Source organism: Brevibacterium renqingii, from assembly GCF_017808105.1.
Lineage (GTDB): Bacteria > Actinomycetota > Actinomycetes > Actinomycetales > Brevibacteriaceae > Brevibacterium > Brevibacterium renqingii.
In genome coordinates this window covers 489,289-505,602 of record NZ_JADBHF010000001.1, presented here as the reverse complement: position 1 = coordinate 505,602, position 16,314 = coordinate 489,289, and the positions used below count along the sequence as shown (strand labels likewise).

At 68.1% G+C, this 16,314-nt stretch carries 14 protein-coding genes; 5 read left to right on the top strand and 9 right to left on the bottom strand.

Features of this window, described 5'->3' with window-relative positions; translation table 11 throughout:
* Nucleotides 1-25 precede the first annotated feature (25 nt).
* Entirely contained in the window at nt 26-889 is an 864-nt protein-coding gene (locus IHE57_RS02155) for a DUF402 domain-containing protein (protein ID WP_209324046.1), read from the bottom strand.
* A 101-nt stretch (nt 890-990) separates the two neighbouring features.
* Between IHE57_RS02155 and IHE57_RS02150 the strand changes: the two genes are divergently transcribed.
* Entirely contained in the window at nt 991-1,971 is a 981-nt protein-coding gene (locus IHE57_RS02150; protein WP_343071796.1) for an amidohydrolase family protein, read from the top strand.
* 31 nt (nt 1,972-2,002) lie between these two features.
* Here the strand turns inward: IHE57_RS02150 and IHE57_RS02145 are convergent, their stop codons facing one another.
* The 7 genes from IHE57_RS02145 to IHE57_RS02115 form a co-directional block, all read right to left on the bottom strand.
* Nucleotides 2,003-2,542 carry a DUF421 domain-containing protein gene (locus IHE57_RS02145; RefSeq protein ID WP_209324047.1) on the bottom strand — a complete coding sequence of 180 codons (540 nt, stop codon included), beginning with the start codon at nt 2,540-2,542 and terminating at the stop codon, nt 2,003-2,005.
* Between the two features lie 80 nt (nt 2,543-2,622).
* The gene (locus IHE57_RS02140) at nt 2,623-3,375 is read right to left on the bottom strand and encodes an SDR family oxidoreductase (protein ID WP_209324048.1); all 753 of its coding nucleotides are present in this window, start codon (nt 3,373-3,375) and stop codon (nt 2,623-2,625) included.
* Nucleotides 3,376-3,443: 68 nt separating this feature from the next.
* Nucleotides 3,444-4,421, bottom strand: coding sequence for a DUF4097 family beta strand repeat-containing protein (locus tag IHE57_RS02135; RefSeq protein WP_209370478.1), 978 nt, complete (start codon nt 4,419-4,421; stop codon nt 3,444-3,446).
* Nucleotide 4,422: 1 nt separating this feature from the next.
* Entirely contained in the window at nt 4,423-5,067 is a 645-nt protein-coding gene (locus IHE57_RS02130) for a response regulator transcription factor (RefSeq protein WP_209370476.1), read from the bottom strand.
* Nucleotides 5,055-6,854, bottom strand: a complete 1,800-nt coding sequence (locus IHE57_RS02125) for a sensor histidine kinase (protein WP_209370474.1) — start codon at nt 6,852-6,854, stop codon at nt 5,055-5,057. The genes IHE57_RS02130 and IHE57_RS02125 overlap by 13 nt, the downstream gene beginning before the upstream one ends.
* Nucleotides 6,855-7,100: 246 nt before the next feature.
* On the bottom strand, nt 7,101-8,372 hold the full coding sequence (locus IHE57_RS02120; RefSeq protein ID WP_366933828.1) for a trans-sulfuration enzyme family protein: 1,272 nt from the start codon (nt 8,370-8,372) through the stop codon (nt 7,101-7,103).
* A 131-nt stretch (nt 8,373-8,503) separates the two neighbouring features.
* Nucleotides 8,504-10,135, bottom strand: coding sequence for an acyltransferase family protein (locus IHE57_RS02115; RefSeq protein ID WP_209370472.1), 1,632 nt, complete (start codon nt 10,133-10,135; stop codon nt 8,504-8,506).
* A gap of 361 nt (nt 10,136-10,496) precedes the next feature.
* On the opposite strand from IHE57_RS02115, the gene IHE57_RS02110 reads away from it, so the two are divergent.
* Entirely contained in the window at nt 10,497-11,528 is a 1,032-nt protein-coding gene (locus tag IHE57_RS02110) for a nitronate monooxygenase (protein ID WP_209370470.1), read from the top strand.
* 28 nt (nt 11,529-11,556) lie between these two features.
* On the opposite strand, the gene IHE57_RS02105 is transcribed toward IHE57_RS02110, so the two are convergent.
* Entirely contained in the window at nt 11,557-12,306 is a 750-nt protein-coding gene (locus IHE57_RS02105) for a response regulator (protein ID WP_209370468.1), read from the bottom strand.
* Between the two features lie 167 nt (nt 12,307-12,473).
* Here IHE57_RS02105 and IHE57_RS02100 point away from each other — a divergent pair, with 167 nt between their 5' ends.
* The 3 genes from IHE57_RS02100 to IHE57_RS02090 all read left to right on the top strand — a co-directional run bounded on the left by IHE57_RS02100 (nt 12,474) and on the right by IHE57_RS02090 (nt 16,307).
* A complete protein-coding gene (locus tag IHE57_RS02100) occupies nt 12,474-13,403 on the top strand; it encodes a DMT family transporter (protein ID WP_209370466.1) in 930 nt (309 codons plus the stop codon).
* A complete protein-coding gene (locus tag IHE57_RS02095) occupies nt 13,400-15,397 on the top strand; it encodes a sensor histidine kinase (protein ID WP_209370464.1) in 1,998 nt (665 codons plus the stop codon). The genes IHE57_RS02100 and IHE57_RS02095 overlap by 4 nt, the downstream gene beginning before the upstream one ends.
* A 97-nt stretch (nt 15,398-15,494) precedes the next feature.
* Nucleotides 15,495-16,307 (top strand): hypothetical protein, encoded by an 813-nt coding sequence (locus IHE57_RS02090; protein WP_209370462.1) that lies wholly within the window; start codon nt 15,495-15,497, stop codon nt 16,305-16,307.
* The last annotated feature ends 7 nt before the right edge of the window (nt 16,308-16,314 follow it).

Below are 16,314 nucleotides of genomic sequence, written 5' to 3'. Positions count from 1 at the left end.
GAGGAGTCGCCCTCGCCGATCTGGATCACCGAAGGTGTCTTTCATAGCAACCGTTCGGGATCGATCGATGTTCCTGCTTTCCTGAGTTTTCTGTTCCAGGCTTCATGTCCGCAGGTTCACCCGCATCGGCCAGGGCCCAGGCCACTGTCTCCCACCCGGGATCGAAGGCCCAACGGAATTCGTCGAGATGCTCGAGCAGATGACTGCCGTTGGCGCGGATGATCTGCGACCATTCCTTCGGCCAGGCCCCGAAGTTCGCGGCCGCGGCGAGCTCGTCGACGTCCTTGAATACGGCTCCGGCGGCGTCGAGGCCGCCGGTCTCGGTGTGCAGGGGCATCGCGGGCACGGGGAAGGTGATGTCGAGGATGTGATCGCTGGTGAACAGCGCGTGCCGATTGCGTCTGTGCGTGGCTTCGAGGTTGACGTACCATTCGGCGCGCACACCGCCGTCGCCCTCGCCCGCGGCACCTTCGGCATGTGCGGGTCCGGTCCCATCGTCCTTGAGGAGCACCCAGACGGAGAACGGAACCTCCGGAGGGACGATCTTGAGCACGCCGCGCCCGCGCCAGGTCCCGTCGACGCTGATCCGGGTCGGCGCCTCGGCGGGCGGGCGGAATCGGGACCGCAGCGGAACCTCGTGGGGGTTCGACTCCTCCCATCCGACGATGCGCGTCTCCCCTGTCGGTGTGCCGCCGGCCAGCCAGAGAACGGCCCCGTCGGGGCCGTCGGCGATGACACGCATCGGACGGGTCACCTCGGCGTGGTCACGGTCGAAGTCGAATCGCCGAAACGTCCAAGTCACAGTGTCACCGGGTTCCCAGAACGGCTCCCCGCCCACGGGGCCGACCGCGGGCGGGCTCGTGATCGGATACGGATCGCTCAGCATCATGCGGGCAGTCTAGGCCGCAGTCATGGACGAGCGCTGAGGACTCATCGCGCGTCCGCCGGACCGCCACCGAGACATGGAGTGCCAGGCCATAGAGTGGGGCCATGAACGACTCCGATGATGCAGCCACACCGATGACACCGCCCGAACAGGCGAACCGGACCGGCCTCGGCCGCACCGTCAGCGTCCCCGAGACCATGACCGCTCCCCCACGCTCGGACGCCGAGATCCCCGTCTACCTCGCAGCCCTCGGACTGCCGGGACTCGCCGATATCCACGTGCACTTCCTCCCGCAGAACGTGCTGAACAAGGTCTGGGAGTACTTCGACAACGCCGCGGCGAACTACGGCCGGGACTGGCCGATCAGCTACCGGTACGACACGGACACACGGCTTCGCATCGTCCGCGAGCTCGGCCTCCGTGCGATCCCGGCGCTGACCTATCCGCACAAACCCGGCATGGCGGCGTGGCTGAATGAATGGAACGCCGAGTTCGCCGCCGCCCACGACGACGTCATCCACTGCGGCACCCTCTACGCCGAACCCGAAGCCGCCGACTATGTGCCTGCCGCTCTGGCGGCCGGGGCGAAGCTGTTCAAGGTCCACGTCCAGGTCGGGGTCTTCTCTCCTGATGACGCAGTCCTCGACCCTGCTTGGGAGGCCCTCGAGGACGCACAGGTGCCGATCGTCATCCACGCCGGCTCCGCGCCCCTGCCGGGCGAGTACACCGGCCCTCAGGCCGTGGCCAACGTCCTCGAACGCTTCCCGAACCTCAAGTTCGTCATCGCCCACATGGGCATGCCCGAATACGAGGAGTTCGCCGATCTCGTCGAGGCCCACGACCATGTCTTCCTCGACACGACCATGTTCGCCTCCGGGTACTTCAGCTCCCCCGCCGAGGTGGGGCCGGCCTACCGGGAACGCTTGGCCCGACTGCAGGAGAAGATCATCCTCGGCTCGGATTTCCCGAACATCCCCTACCCGTACGTCGACCAGATCTCGGGGCTGGCCGGCCTGGGCCTCGGCGACGACTGGATGCGCTCGGTGCTGTGGACCAACGGGGCGCAGGTGCTCGGCCTCGGCTGAGCCTCAGCCCTTGCCGGGAGCCAGGTCGGCCTCAGCCGTCGCGGGGGACGCGGTCGGCGCCGATCACCCCGGTGAGCATCTCCTCGGCGATGGGGGCGCCGCGACGGATGACGCTGATATGTCCGGTCGATTCGAGGATCACGCAGGCGACCTCGTCGCGGTTGCGGATGCCGGCCGAACGCAGCTTCGCGATCACCTCGGCGTGGTCGACGTGGGTCTTCGACAGGTTGTCGGCCAGAATCTCACGGCCGGCCATGAGCACGACGGCCGGCGAGTTGACGACGGCGCGGATCACTCCGAAGCGTCGGCCGATCCCGCTCAGAGCCTGCAGGATGAGCAGGGTGGCGAGGCCGAGGAATCCCGCGGCCAGGGTCGGTGTGTCGCCGAGGATGGCGCGGCCGATGATCGCCCCCATGGCGATGATCGCGGCGAGGTCGAAGCTCGAGAGACTCGCGAGGGTGCGCTGACCGAAGATCCGCAGCAGCAGGATGATCCCGAAGTAGAAGGCGATGCACGAGACGACGACTCTGACCGCGTCGACTCCGTCGAGTCCGTATTCCATCCAATCCATGGGCACCTCCGCAATGGATGATACCGCTGCCGGCTCGCCCGGTCTCGAGCTGCTGAGGGTTCAGCCGGCGCGACAGCTGTTCAGAGGGTGCCCAGCCAGTCGTCGAGGCTGAGCTCGGAGAGTCGCGGCGAGTCGGGAATGAGCCCGTCGCCTGCAGTCGGACCCGGCACCGGGACACCGATGACCATTGGAGCCTTCGCCTCACCGGCGGCCCTGGCCCGTTCGTCGGCGAGGCGTTCGGCGATCTTCGAGAAATCGGTGATCTCGGGGCCGGCGACCTCGATGGTGCCGTGTTCGCCGGCATCGATGGCCTCGGCCATCATCCGTGCCGCCTCGGCGGCGGCCAGAGCCCGGACGCGCATCTTCGGCACGATGCGCAGCGGCCCGGCTGTGATCGTCATCGAGTCGACGAGTTCGAACCATTGGGCGGAGCGGAACATCAGCAGCTGATCGGCCGGGACGAGGCGACGGTAGATGCGTTCCTGCATAGCCTTGGCCCGGTAATAGCCGAGGAGCTTCGATTCGCCGACCTCGGGCCGGAAGGCGATCGACAGGCAGACCAGGGAGGCGTTCGGCCGGTCTGCCGCTGCCAGGGCGATCGATCGCGAACTGCGGGAGAAGAAGTCGACGGCCCGACGCGCGTTCATCGTCATCCGATTGACGCAGTCGACGAGGACATCGCTTCCGTCGGCCGCCTCGGCGACGCCTTCGCCGGTCACCGTGTCGACTCCGCTGCCGCGATGTGCGGCGATGACCGTGTGCCCGCGGTCGCGCAGCTGGGACACGAGGTGACCGCCGAAAGTCCCGGTGGCTCCGTAGACGGTGATCTGCATGGCGTCCGTCCTCTCAGGCGCCGCACGGGCGGACCCGTCCTCGAATCCGCCCGTGCATCGGTCGCGTCTCAGTTCTGGTTGACAGTGACCATACCAGCGTCGGCTGTGGCCGAGACCGGGACCAGGGTCTTGCCCTCAGCACCCTTCGGGTCATTGGCCACATCGTATTTGTCGAGGTCCTGGGCCAGATCCACGCTGCCGTCGTTCGACTTCGCGTTGATCCGGTAGAAGAACTCCTCGGGCTTCTCCTTCTTCTGACCGCCGTCGGCCGCTGCTTCGGCAGCCATGTTCTCCTGCGCGAGTGCGAGGTTCGGCAGTCGCAGTTCGATCGAGCCCTCGTCGGTCTTGGCGACGATGCCGCCGGAGGGAATCGCTTCGTTGGTGAAGTCGAGGTCGAGCGTTCCCGTCGAAGTCATCGCCTCGAGGCGGTCGCGGACGGTGAGGTCCTCCCCCTCGAGAGCACCTACTCCGGTCTTCGACTCCACGGTCCCGAAGGTGCCTCTGAGGTAGGTCGCACCCCAGTCGGTCGAGGTCCGCACGTGGTCGGCCGAGCCGTTGACATGCAGTGCTCCTCCACCGGTGTTGGCAGTGACCCCGGCGAAGTCGCCGGCGACGTCGAACGTGCCGTAGTTGCTGTCGAGCTCGAGCTCGAGGTCGGCCGATTCAGCGGTGGGGACGGTGACGGTGACCTGGGTGTTCTCGAGCTTCTGCCGGTTGTCCACGGCCACCTCGGCGGCGTCCGCTCCGGTGCGGACCTTGAGGCCGGGGGAGCTGTCGCGGGGGCCGGTGGCGGTGAGCTTCACCGAGGGGGCGTCGACCTCGGCGGTTCTGATCTCGACGGCCGCGCCGTTGTCGAGGGTCATCTTCAGTTCCTTCATCGCCTTCGGCAGCGCCTCGTCGGTTTCGATCCTGCCGTAGTCGAGGCGGGACGCCCCGTGGGCGGTTGTGACGACGATGGGGACGAGGAGGACGACGGCGGCGAGGATGATGAGGACCGTGCGCAGACCGAGTCGAGCGGATTCGCTGATGCGAACTGTGGCAGGCATTCTAGGCTCCGAGGAATGTGAGGACGGCGAGGACGCGTCGGTTGTCCGAGGTGTCGGCGGTGAGGCCGAACTTCGTGAAGACCGAGCTGATGTGCTTCTCAACGGCTCCGGCGCTGAGGTAGAGGGTTCTGGCGATGGCGGCATTGGACTTGCCTTCGGCCATGAGCTGGAGGACTTCGAGCTCACGTGGGCTCAGGGTCGACAGTCCGTCCTTCTTCCGGGTGCGCACGAGGATCTGTGACACGACCTCCGGGTCGAGGACGGTGCCTCCGCCGGCGACTTCCTCGACGGCGGCGAGGAAGTCCTCGACATCGGCGACTCGGTCCTTGAGCAGGTAGCCGAACCCGCCGGTGTTCTCGGCGATGAGTTCGGAGGCGTACTGCTCCTCGACGTACTGGCTGAAGACGAGAACCTTGACGTCCGGGTTCTGCTTGCGGATGAGGACGGCGGCGCGGATCCCCTCGTCGGTGAAGGTCGGGGGCATGCGCACGTCGATGACGGCGAGGTCCGGCGGATCGTTGTGGACGGTGGCCAACAGTTCGTTGGCGTCTGGGACGGCGGCGACGATCTCGTGTCCGGCGTCGGCCAGCAGCCGTTCGAGCCCGGCCCGCAGGACGGCAGAGTCTTCAGCGATCACGATGCGCATGGCACCTCCACAACTACAGTAGTCGGCCCACCGGCGGGGCTGGTCAGGTTCAGTGTGCCACGCGCGGCTTCGACGCGATCGATGAGACCGGCGATGCCAGTGTGACGACCGCTCCGGTCGACGCGCGCGCCGCCGTGACCGTTGTCGGTGACGACGATCTGGACACCGGTGTCGATCGGGGCGATGAAGACGCTGGCTCGAGTGGCTCCGGAATGCTTGGCGATGTTCGTCAGGCACTCGGCGACGACGAAGTAGGACACGGCTTCGGCTTCACGTCCGATCCGGCCCTCAAGGCGGACATCGACGTCGACGGGGATGGTCGAGCGGCCGGCCAGGGCGGAGACGGCGGCATCGAGCCCGCGGTCGGTGAGCACGGCGGGGTGGATGCCGCGGGCGAGCTGACGGAGTTCGCTGACGATGCCCTTCGCTTCGGTGTGGGCTTCGGAGACGAGTTCCTTGGCGCGTTCGGGGTCGGAGTCGATCTTCGACTTCGCCATGCCCAAGGTCATGGTCAGAGCCACGAGGCGGGGCTGGGCTCCGTCGTGGAGGTCGCGTTCGATGCGCAGGCGCTCGGCGGCGGCCGCCTCGATGCCGGCCATTCGGGCGCGGTCGAGTTCGGTCACCTCGGCCTGAAGCGCGACGGTGCGTGCCGGGGCGAGGAGGGCGCGGTCGAGGGCGCGGTCGAGGATCGGCGCGAACCACAGGATGGCCAGGGAGCTGGCCAGCACGATGACCGAGCCGATGGCGATACCGATCCGCGCGGATCCGCCGATGGCGTCACCGATGAAGAAGGTGCTGATCCCGTGCGGGTTGACGGAAGCGAAGATGCCGATGATCGAGCCGCAGATGCCGGCGAGAGTGCCGCCGACGATGAGCGCACCGAACAGCATCTTGATGTAGTGGTGGGCCGTCGAGCGCCAGAACGCTCCGGATTTCACCTGCAGCCACCGGTTGTGGAGGAAGCGGGCGAAGCCGGGTTCGCGGTTGCTGCTCTCGATCTTCGGCACGGGGATCCGGTCCGCGTAGACGAGTTCGGTCCGGTAGCGTTCGGCGATGTTCGCGCCCTGCTGGACGAGGACCCAGGCGAGGAGTGCGAGTACTCCGAGGCCGAGGGCGAAGATGCCGCCGATGCCGGTGAATAGCAGCCCCAGCGGAATCCATGCCCAGATCACGGCGAGGATGGCCGAGAGCACGAGATTCGCGACTCCGATGACTCCGGTGGAGCGCTTGGGCCAGGTGATGGGGCCGTCGGCCGGGATCTCGGTGACGTCATCCCGGCTCAGCGGCAGAGACCCGGTGACCGGTGCATAGGAGGCCGGTTCGGGGCGCGGCTTCTGTCCCCGAGGCGGCCGCTCGTTCGGCATCGGCATTCCGGGCTGGGGTGCCGGGGCGCCGGCGGCGGGGTGTCCGCCGGGGATCGGGTGCTGCACGTCGGCGGCGTGGTGGCCGCCGGGGGCAGAGTGGGGACTGCGACCGGGGGCGGTCGAGGGGGCGTGCGGAGCGGGGTGGGCAGACGGCATCGGCGGAAACTCGGGCTCTGAGGGCTGCCCGTAGGCCTGAGTCCGCCGCTGCTCGTACTGCCGGGTCGGCTGCTGCGGGGGCTGGCGATCGGAGCCTGCGTGGGGCTCGTCGATCTCCGTGGTCGGCGGGGCGTTGACGATCGCTGCGGCGCTGAAGGACTCTTCACGCTCTGCGGTATTGCCAGCCGCCTCGGGCGTCTGAGCCTCCCGCGGATCGGTGCCGTGCGGCTCCTGATCCTGCGGGTTCTCGGGGGTGTTCTCACTCATAGCAAATACGCTACGGGAGTCGCGCACGCCCTGACAGCACGAAGACCTCCGACCCCGCGTCGGGTTTTCCCGACACCCTGTGACCGAGCCCACTGAATCCCCAGGCGGACGCTGCAACCCCGGACCGCATCAGCTGCGCCTCTGCCCGCGACGTGTCTGAGCACCCCTCACCCTTCGCGACTAAACGCCTCGCTGCAACGAGGTGCTATGCCGCTAGGGGTGAGGGATGCCGAAGCACTGGGAAGATCAGCCGATGAGGACAGGACGTGCCGCTGACGGTGCGTGATCGTTGCCGGCAGCCCCACTGCCAATTCCGTCAGCACCCTTCGTCGTGGCGGCGAGCGCCTGGGCGAGGTCGGCGAGGATGTCGTCGATGTCCTCGAGGCCGACGGAGAGCCGAATGAAGGTGCCCGAGATGCTCAGCTCGCTGTCGGCCACGGCCAGATGCGTCATCGTGGCCGGGTGGTCGATGAGCGACTCGACCCCGCCGAGGGATTCGGCCAGTGCGATGAGCTTAGTGTTCGCCACCAACGCCAGTGCCCTGGCCTCGGTGTCGGTGCGCAGGGAGACCACTCCCCCGAAACCGCTCATCTGCCGCTTCGCCACCTCATGGCCCGGGTGCGAGGGCAGACCCGGGTAGATCACCTCGGCGATCTCGTCTCTGCCTTCCAGCCATTCGGCCACGACTTGGGCGTTCTGACAGTGCCGCTCCATCCGCAGTGGCAGGGTCTTGATCCCGCGCCTGGCCAGCCACGCGTCGAAGGGCGAGACCCCCAGCCCCACGGACGCGAGGTGGGTCTCGAGGCGTTCGGTCACCTCGGCGGCGCGGGGGCAGCTCGTGCCGTCTCCGGCGAGCACGGCTCCGCCGATGACATCCGAGTGGCCGTTGATGAACTTCGTCGTGGAGTGGATGACGAGATCGGCGCCGAGGTCGAGCGGGCGCTGCAGGATCGGCGTCGCGAAGGTGGAGTCGACGGCGAGTACGGCGTTCGCCGCATGCGCGAGCTTCGCGGCGGCCTCGATGTCGACGATGTCGAGGCCGGGGTTGCTCGGGGTCTCGACCCAGACGATGGCGGTGCGGTCGCTGATGGCCGCGGCCAGCGTCTCGGTGTCGGTGAGGTCCACGGTGCGGATGCGCACTCCCCAGCGTTCGTACTCGTTCTTCAGCAGCCGGAAAGTGCCGCCGTAGACGTCGCGGGGGATGATGATCTCGTCACCGGGGCCGAGCAGCGCGGAGAACACGGCGACCTCGGCGGAGGTGCCCGAGTTCACGGCGGCCGCGAAGGAGGCGTTCTCCAGTTCGCACAGGGCGTCCTCGAGATCGCTGCGATTCGGGGTGCCGGTGCGCGCGTAGTCGAAACCGGCGCGGGTGTCGCCCGGTGTGTCCATCACAAAGGTCGAGGTCTGGAAGATCGGGGCGACGACCGAGCCGGTGTGGGATTCGGGCATGGCTCCCGAGTGCACCGAGCGAGTCGAGATTCCGGCGGGGGTGGTGGGTGCGCGGTGGAGAGAGCTCACGGCGGATCCTTTCTTCACTGATGGACACGGCACCGGCGGTGCAGTGAGTACCAGTCTGAGACGTCCCCCGCCCGCCTCCGCGGCTGGCTGACGCAGTGAGTCACGGCATGTCATGTGATCGTCGTCTGCTGTCATGATTCGTCATGCCTCACGCGTCGGTGCGTCATGATCCCGTGCCTACACAGTCCACTGCCGCGGCCCTCCTCGGCTGCCGGAGCCGCGGCCGTCCGGACTCCGGCGGTGAGAATCAGCGACAGGAGCAGCAGTCCTACCGAAACGATGGTCCAGATCAGAGGCGCGATGCCGATGAGGAGAGCGATCACGATGCCTCCGATCGCCGAGGCGACCGCCGCGAACCCGCGTGTGCCCGCACTCCAGCGCGCCCAGGCCGGGATGATCGAGTCCGCTCGGACCGTTCCCACGCGCTCTTCGCTGAGCAGGCCCCGGCGCCCGGTGGCGAAACGCTCGACCTGCGACATTCCCATCGCCAGCAGAGCGGCCAGGCCCATGACCGCGATCAGCCAGGGCAGCCGCTCGAACCACCACAGCGGCGACTCTGTCGCAGGAAGCACGAGAGAGGCGAGGTCCATCCCTCCCGGCCAGACGTTCGAGCCGAGGGTCGCTACGGCGCCGAACAGCCCGATGAGGGCGATGACGACCGGCATGTGCCAGAGGTAGACCTGGATTCCGTGGGCATTGCCCCAGGTGATGATCCGTCCCCACAGCCTCGCCCTCTGGGCGGTTCCGGGCGCAGTAGGCGCGCCTCCGTGGACCATGCGAGTCAGTCGGTCGTGCCCCAGCCGCAGAAGACCTGTCTGCACGAGTCCGAGAAGTACCAATGCGCCGGTGGGCGGGTTGAGGTTGATCAGCATGTTCGGCGAATAGACACCCGTCGAGACGAGGACTCCCAGCCCGACCAGCGCCAGCAGCACAAGGGTCCAGATCCGTCCCCTGCGCAACGGGCGCTCCGCGGCATCGGCGAAGAAGAACCCGCATTGCTGGACCAATGGCCAGACGAGGGCGAAATTGAGATAGCCGAGTCCGGTCACCCCAGTGACTTCGACGAGCGCATCGACGGAGAAGACGGCAGCGACGAGCACCGCGACCGTCCGCCGCGGCGCCTTCTCATGGAGATGCGCAGCCGCAGGCACCAGCGATGTCAGGCCGACGTAGACGGCGATGAACCACAGCGGCTGGCCGATTCGCATACTCGCCTCGGCGAGCAGCTCGTGCGGGGCTCCGATCCACGAGGCGAGGAACAGCCCGAGACCGGCGAATGCGACGAGGATGAGCACCGGGATCACGAGGCGTTGCAGGCGAGCGCGCAGGTAGTTCCGCCAGTCGTCGCCTCGGCGCTGGGCACGTCGCCACCCTTTGAGGCCGGCATAGCCGCCGATGACGAAGTACAGCGGCATGATCTGGAAGAGCCAGGAGGCGATGGCGAACCCCGTGGTCTGCGCCAGTGCCATCGTCGGCACCAGCTGCCCCTCGGGCCCGAGCACGGCGGTGCTCATCATCGAATGCAAGACGACCACGACAACGAGGCAGGCGAACCGGACGAGGTCGATGGCCCGATCCCGGTGCGCATACGGTCGCTCGGAAGATGGGCCCGACGGCTCCGGCGCAGAGGCGGGGGTGAGCGCTGGCTGCCGGCCCGCGGCGGAGGAGGCCACCGACTGGAGACTGGTGTGGGCCGACTTGCCGGAGTGATCTGCCGGCGGGCGAGTGTGGGCACCAGGCGGGCGAGCGTGGGTGAGGGACATGACAACTCCTTGAAGGGCACTGCGGTGGCTGACTGCTCCGAAGCTAGGAGCCGGATCCGCACCCCCACATCACCTCTGAGTCCCCTTTCGCCATCGCCGCACCGATACTTGCGGTTGTCTCTCGGCTCCCTCGGCCCCCTACTGCAGACAGACGACGGTCTCCACTGGCTCACACCGGACCGACCATCGTCGAAAGACCGATTCAGCGGGAGAGGATCGTCGATCTGGGACCGAAACCTCAACACTCTTCTCCCGCAGAATCGGGCGGGCGCCCGGCAGCGGAGACACATCCGTCAGATTCGAGTGGGAGAATGGGGTCAGAAGACCCGCCCTCAGCGCTTCGAGCAAGGAGACACAGACGATGACGATCGCCTTCGAGAAGACCGCTCTGCCCATCATCGGTGCGCCCATGGCGGGCGGAACCACCACGGCCGAACTCACCGAGGCGGTCGTCCGAGCCGGCGGCTTCCCCTTCGTAGCCGGTGGCTACCTCACCGCCGAGACCCTGGCCCCGCAGGTCGAGCGGATGCGCGCGACCGCCGATGTCTTCGGGGTCAACCTCTTCGTCCCCAATCCGGTGCCGGTCGACCGAGCGGCGTTCGGCTCCTTCGTCGCGGCGCTGGCCCCGGCCGCCTCCGCCCGAGGCATCGCGCTGAACTCCGAGCCCGTCGATGACGACGATCATTTCGATGACAAACTCGACTGGCTCATCGCTCATCCGGTGCCGTTGGTCTCGACGACCTTCAATCTGCCAGCCGCAGAGGCGGTCGATCGCCTCCACGCGGTCGGCACGGAGGTCGTCGCCACGGTCACGACCGCCGCCGAGGCACGCACCGCAGCCGAGCGCGGGGTCGACGGCCTCATCGTCCAGGGCCCTCGCGCCGGCGGACATTCCGGCACCGCCGACCCGACACGAGTCATCGAGGACCGCTCCACCATCGGCCTCCTCCGCGACATCCTCGCCGAGGTGGACCTGCCTGTGGCGGCCGGTGGCGGAGTCGACGGCCCCGAAGCCGTCGGAGCGCTGCTGGACGCAGGGGCGAGCGCCGTCGTCGTCGGCACTCTCCTGCTCCGTTCCGATGAGGCGGGCACCTCATCCACGCACCGTGCCGCGTTGGCGTCCGACGAGTTCTCAGAGACTCTGCTGACGAGGGCGTTCACCGGTCGTCCCGCACGGGCGCTGGTGAACGACTTCGTGCGTGAGTTCGATCCGGTGGCCCTCGATGCCTATCCGGCGGTGCACCATCTGACGAAGGAGTTCCGGACCGCGGCGAAGAAGGCCGACGACCCCCAGAACCTGCACCTGTGGGCCGGAACCGGCTACCGCAGCGCATCCGAAGGCTCGGCCGAGACGATCGTCAAAGAACTCGGGGGCCGATTCGCGCGCTCCTGAGCCTCGCCCACCGAGCCACACGGTGCGCTCAGCCGCCGGCGACGACCAAGCCTGATTCATAGGCGGCGACGACGATCTGCGCCCGATCGCGCAGGCCGAGTTTCGACAGGATGCGTGAGACGTGGGTCTTCACCGTCTGTTCCGCGAGGAACAGCTCGGCGGCCACCTCGGCGTTGGCAAGGCCTTTGGCCACCAGCGCCATGACGTCGACCTCGCGGTCGGTGAGCTGGCCGAGCACTGCGGTGTCCTTGACCACGGTGGGACCGGCCACGTATTCCGCGATGAGGCGCCTGGTCACCGAGGGCGCGAGCAGCGACTCACCGGAGAAGACCACGCGGACGGCAGTGATCATGTCCTCAGCAGTCGCGTCCTTGAGGAGGAATCCGCTGGCGCCGGCGCGAAGTGCGGAGAACACGTACTCGTCGGCGTCGAAGGTGGTGAGCATGATGACCTTCGGGTGTTCGCCGGGCATCGAGAACACTGCCCGGGTGGCATCGAGGCCGTTGAGCTGCGGCATCCGGATGTCCATGAGGATGACGTCCGGCGAGGTCCGGCGGACGAGATCGACGACCTGTGCGCCGTTCTCGGCGTCGCCGACGACGGCCATGTCCGTCTGCGCGTCGAGCAGGGCACCGAAGCCCTGCCTGACCATGGCCTGATCATCGACGATGGCCACGCGGATGGTCTCCGATGCCGGTGGCGGCACGCTCGTCTCGCCGCCGGCGCCCGCTGTCGTGCTCGGCGTGGACGACGCTCGCTGATCTCCGATTCCCGGCATGCTTCCACGCTACCCGAGCACCGAGGCAGAGCGCCTGTGCGGAGACGTGTTTCTCGGATCGGCAACCCGTGAAACGGAGATTTCACCCTCAGGTAGTGCTTCGGCGTCTCCACAATCACCCTTTCGTATGATGTGCGGGCACACGCCTGCTCCTTAGCGTGAGCGCCATGATCCTCACCGCCATCGTCCTCGCGACCGCCGCAGCCTTCTGCCTGGCGCTTGGCACACATCTGCAGCGTCATGCCGTGGCCGCCCTGTCGCCCGGGCTCAGACGCCGAACCACCTGGGTCACCGGTCTCGGTCTCATGGGCCTGGTCACGGTGCTCAATGTCATCGCCCTCGGGCTCGCGCCGGTTTCGGTCGTCCAACCTGTCGGCGCAATCTCCCTCGTCTTCGCCGCACTCATCGGCCGCCGCTTCTTCGGGCTGCGCCTCAGCGTGCCCGTGCTCGCCAGCATTGCGCTGACGCTGGTCGGGATCCTCGCCTTCGTCGCCACCTCGGCGCGGTTCTCCCACGAGATCGTCGTCACCGAACAGTCGGTGACGTGGCTGCTCGCCGTCCTGGTGGCGCTCGGCGTCTTCGCCGGAGCGTTCTCGGTCGGCTCGGCCGGCCACATCCCGCGCGTCGTCATGACCGGCATCGTCTTCGGCACGGTGGCCGCGGCCACCCATGTGCTCGCCCGCGCGATCATGGTGTCCGGACTGCCCGGGCTCGCCCCTCTGGGCATGCGGTGGTGGATGCTGCTCGGCGCGGTGGGGCTGGCCTCTGCCGCTGGGTTCTGGCTCGTGCAGACCGCCTATGCCTGTGGTCCTGCCGAGACGGTGCTCGCCGCTCTGACAGTCATCGACCCGATCGTCGCCGTGATCATCGGTGCGGCCTTCTTCGGTGAGTACGCGGGCCTGGGTCCCGACGCGATCGCCGGTCTGCTCGCCTCGGCAGCGGTCGGCACGGGCGGGGTGTGGATGCTCTCACGTTTCCATCCCACTGTACTCGCCTCCCGGGCTCGCACCGCCGAGGCGAGCGCCCCGGCCGCGACTGAGAGCGTCCGGTCTGTGTCCACGTCCCCCAACCGCCTGCAGCAAGGAACCCGTTCATGAATCTCTCCCCCGCGATCCCGCCCGTCTCCGTCTCGACCGGTGCGTCCGGGACCAGAACCCCGTACTCTGAGAAGGTGCCCAGTCCAGCAGAGCCGTCGCAGTCCGGTCGATCCTGGTGGGCCCGACTGCGGCGCAACCTGGGCCGCGATTCCGTCCTGGTCGCGCCCGGCCTGCTCATCTCCGTCATCGCGATGCCGACGCTTCTAACCCTGTTCGCGATCTCGATCGCCACGGCGATCATCTGGGTCGGTGTTCTCCTCCTGCCTCTGACCCTCACAATCGCCCGCGCCTTCGGGACCCTGTCCCGGGGTCGCGCCCGGGCATGGGGCGTCCCCATCGCCGAGGCGGCCATGCGTCCGCGCGGACGTGGGCTCCGCCGACTGCTGGCACCGACCGCCGATGCCCGAGCCTGGTTGGACCTGCTCTTCGAGGCAGTGTTCGCCCTGCCGATCCGCATCGTGACGTTCTCCGTCTCCGCGGCGTGGTTCTTCGGGGGACTGGGTGGGCTCAGCTTCTTCCTCTGGGGCAGGTTCCTCCCCGAAGGCGGTGGAGACACGGTCGATTGGGTGGCCGCCTGGCTGACGAACTCCCCAGTCACCGACCTCGGCTTCACCGCCGAGGCGACCTTCCAGTTCGCTGCGGGACTCATCCTCCTCCTCACGTTCCCCTTCGTTCTCCACGCTATGGCTCTGCTCGAGATCGCTGCAATCCGCGCGGCGCTCCCACCCGTCGCCTCGGCCGCGCCGGTTCCGCCCATCGCCACGGCCGCGCCGCTCGGTCACTCTGCTGAGACGTCGTCGACGCGCACGTCGGCATTCGCGCAGTTCGCCGGCGGGCAGGGGTGGTTCTGGCTGGCCTCCGCGTTCGTCGGGGTGGTGCTCGTGGCGGTCTCCTGGCCGGTGACCGCGGTGCTCTACGGAGTTCCGAGCATCATCGCGATGCTCGTCGCCGTCGCTCAGGGAGTCGCACTCGTCCTCGCCGTCCGGTGGTCCACTGCCGCGATCGGTCTCGGGCTGGCGGCGCAGGCCGCGAGCATTCTGCTCACTGCCGACACCTCCGGTCTGGTCCGGCCGGTGACCGTGACCTCGCTGCTGGCGCTCGTGTTCCTCCACCTCCTCGTCGGCCTGCGTCACCGGTGGATCCACGTCGTCGTCCTGTGGTCGCTCTCTGCCCTCGTCGGTGTGCTCGGGCTGGTCCTTCCGCACGCCGGCGGGTTCGCCGGTGCGCTGTCGAACGTCATCACCACCGCAGCCATCGCCGCCGGCGCCGGGATCATCGGCGTCGTCGGCAGCCTGTTCATCACAGGCCGCCGCCAGCTCGCGGTCGAACGGGAACTCAGCGCTGCCGAACTCGCCAAGCGGCAGGAGCTCGAGGAGCGCAACCGCATCGCGCAGGAGCTCCACGATGTCGTCGCGCACAGCATGTCGGTCATCAGCGTGCAGGCGACCACCGCCAAGTATCGTCTGCCCGGTCTCGATGAGCGCAGCCTCGGCGAGTTCGATTCGATGGCCTCATCGGCCAGGAAGGCGCTGACCGAGATGCGCGGGCTGCTCGCGATCCTCCGCGGCGGCCATGATGCGGACCTGGCCCCGCAGCCGACCGTCGATGATGTACCCGCACTCGGCGACGTCACTCGCGGTTCGGGTGCCGCCGTCGACCTCGATTTCCCCGCCGATCCCGTGGAACTGTCTCCGACGGCGAGTCTGACCGCCTTCCGCGTCGTGCAGGAGAGCCTGTCGAATGCTCTGCGGCATGCGGCGGGAGCCCCCGTCACTGTCGCTCTCGCCTTCGTCGGCGAGTTCGTCGAGATCAACGTGACCAACGGCCCCGCCGAGGCGGCCGCCGCCTCTCGCACGACACCGCAGAACCGCCTCGGCGGTGGGTTCGGGCTCAGGGGAATGCGCGAACGTGTCGAGGCCCTGGGCGGGTCTCTGCGGGTGGGGCCGACGACGATCGGCGGTTTCGAGGTCAGGGCGACGCTGCCCGCGGACTGAGGAGACACGGCCCACGGCCCCGAGTTCGAAGAGGTGCCGGCGGATCGATGAGATACTGGCGGTGCTGATCAGAGCCCCTCTCGGAAGGACAGACCCGATGGCAGCACCGCAGGCCTCGACAGTTCGGGAACCGTCTTCGTCCATCCGCGTCTTCCGTCGCGTCATCGCCATCATCATCGTCGTGACATTCAGCCTGGCCGCGGCGGGAGGGATCATCGTCCTGCTCGGGGACATCGAGTCGGAGTTGACGTTCCAGGTGGTGTCCACCACGGCTCTGACCGGGGCCTTCAGCGTGGCGGCCTTCTGCGGAGCCACACTCCTCGGCCGTCGGGCGCAGTGGTTCGGCATCGTCACGATCGGACTCGCGGCCGCCTCGCTGGCGCTGAGCCTCTGGTTCCTCTGGGGCGATCCTCCCGGCGATGAGACCCTGTTCCAGCTGCTCTACTCGCTCATCCTCCTCACCGCCGTCGGCTCGGTCGCCTCGCTGGTCCTGCTGCTGGCGTCGACGAACTCGTGGGCGGTGCGGATCGCGCTGGCGCTCACCCTCGGAGCCCTCTCACTCGCTGCGGCGCTGACCCTCGTCACGATCTGGGTCGAGACCGCCTGGCAGTCCGATTGGCTCATGCGTCTGACCGCCATCGTGTGGATCCTCGCCGCGCTCGGTGTCGTCGTCGTTCCACTGACATCACTGCTGCTGAGGAAGAGCAAGGCGGCGACCCCGACATCGTCGGATCCGATGTCGGACTCGGCGTCGCAGTCATCGGGCCAGGCATCGCCGGCCCCGCACCTGTCGGCCTCGGCGCTGCACCGGCTCGAGACCGCCGCACGCGCGCAGGGCGTCACTGCCGACGAGCTCCTCGACCGGCTGCTGGATGCCGATGACCGTTCCGCGCCCGGACCCCAGTCCTGAAGCCCGC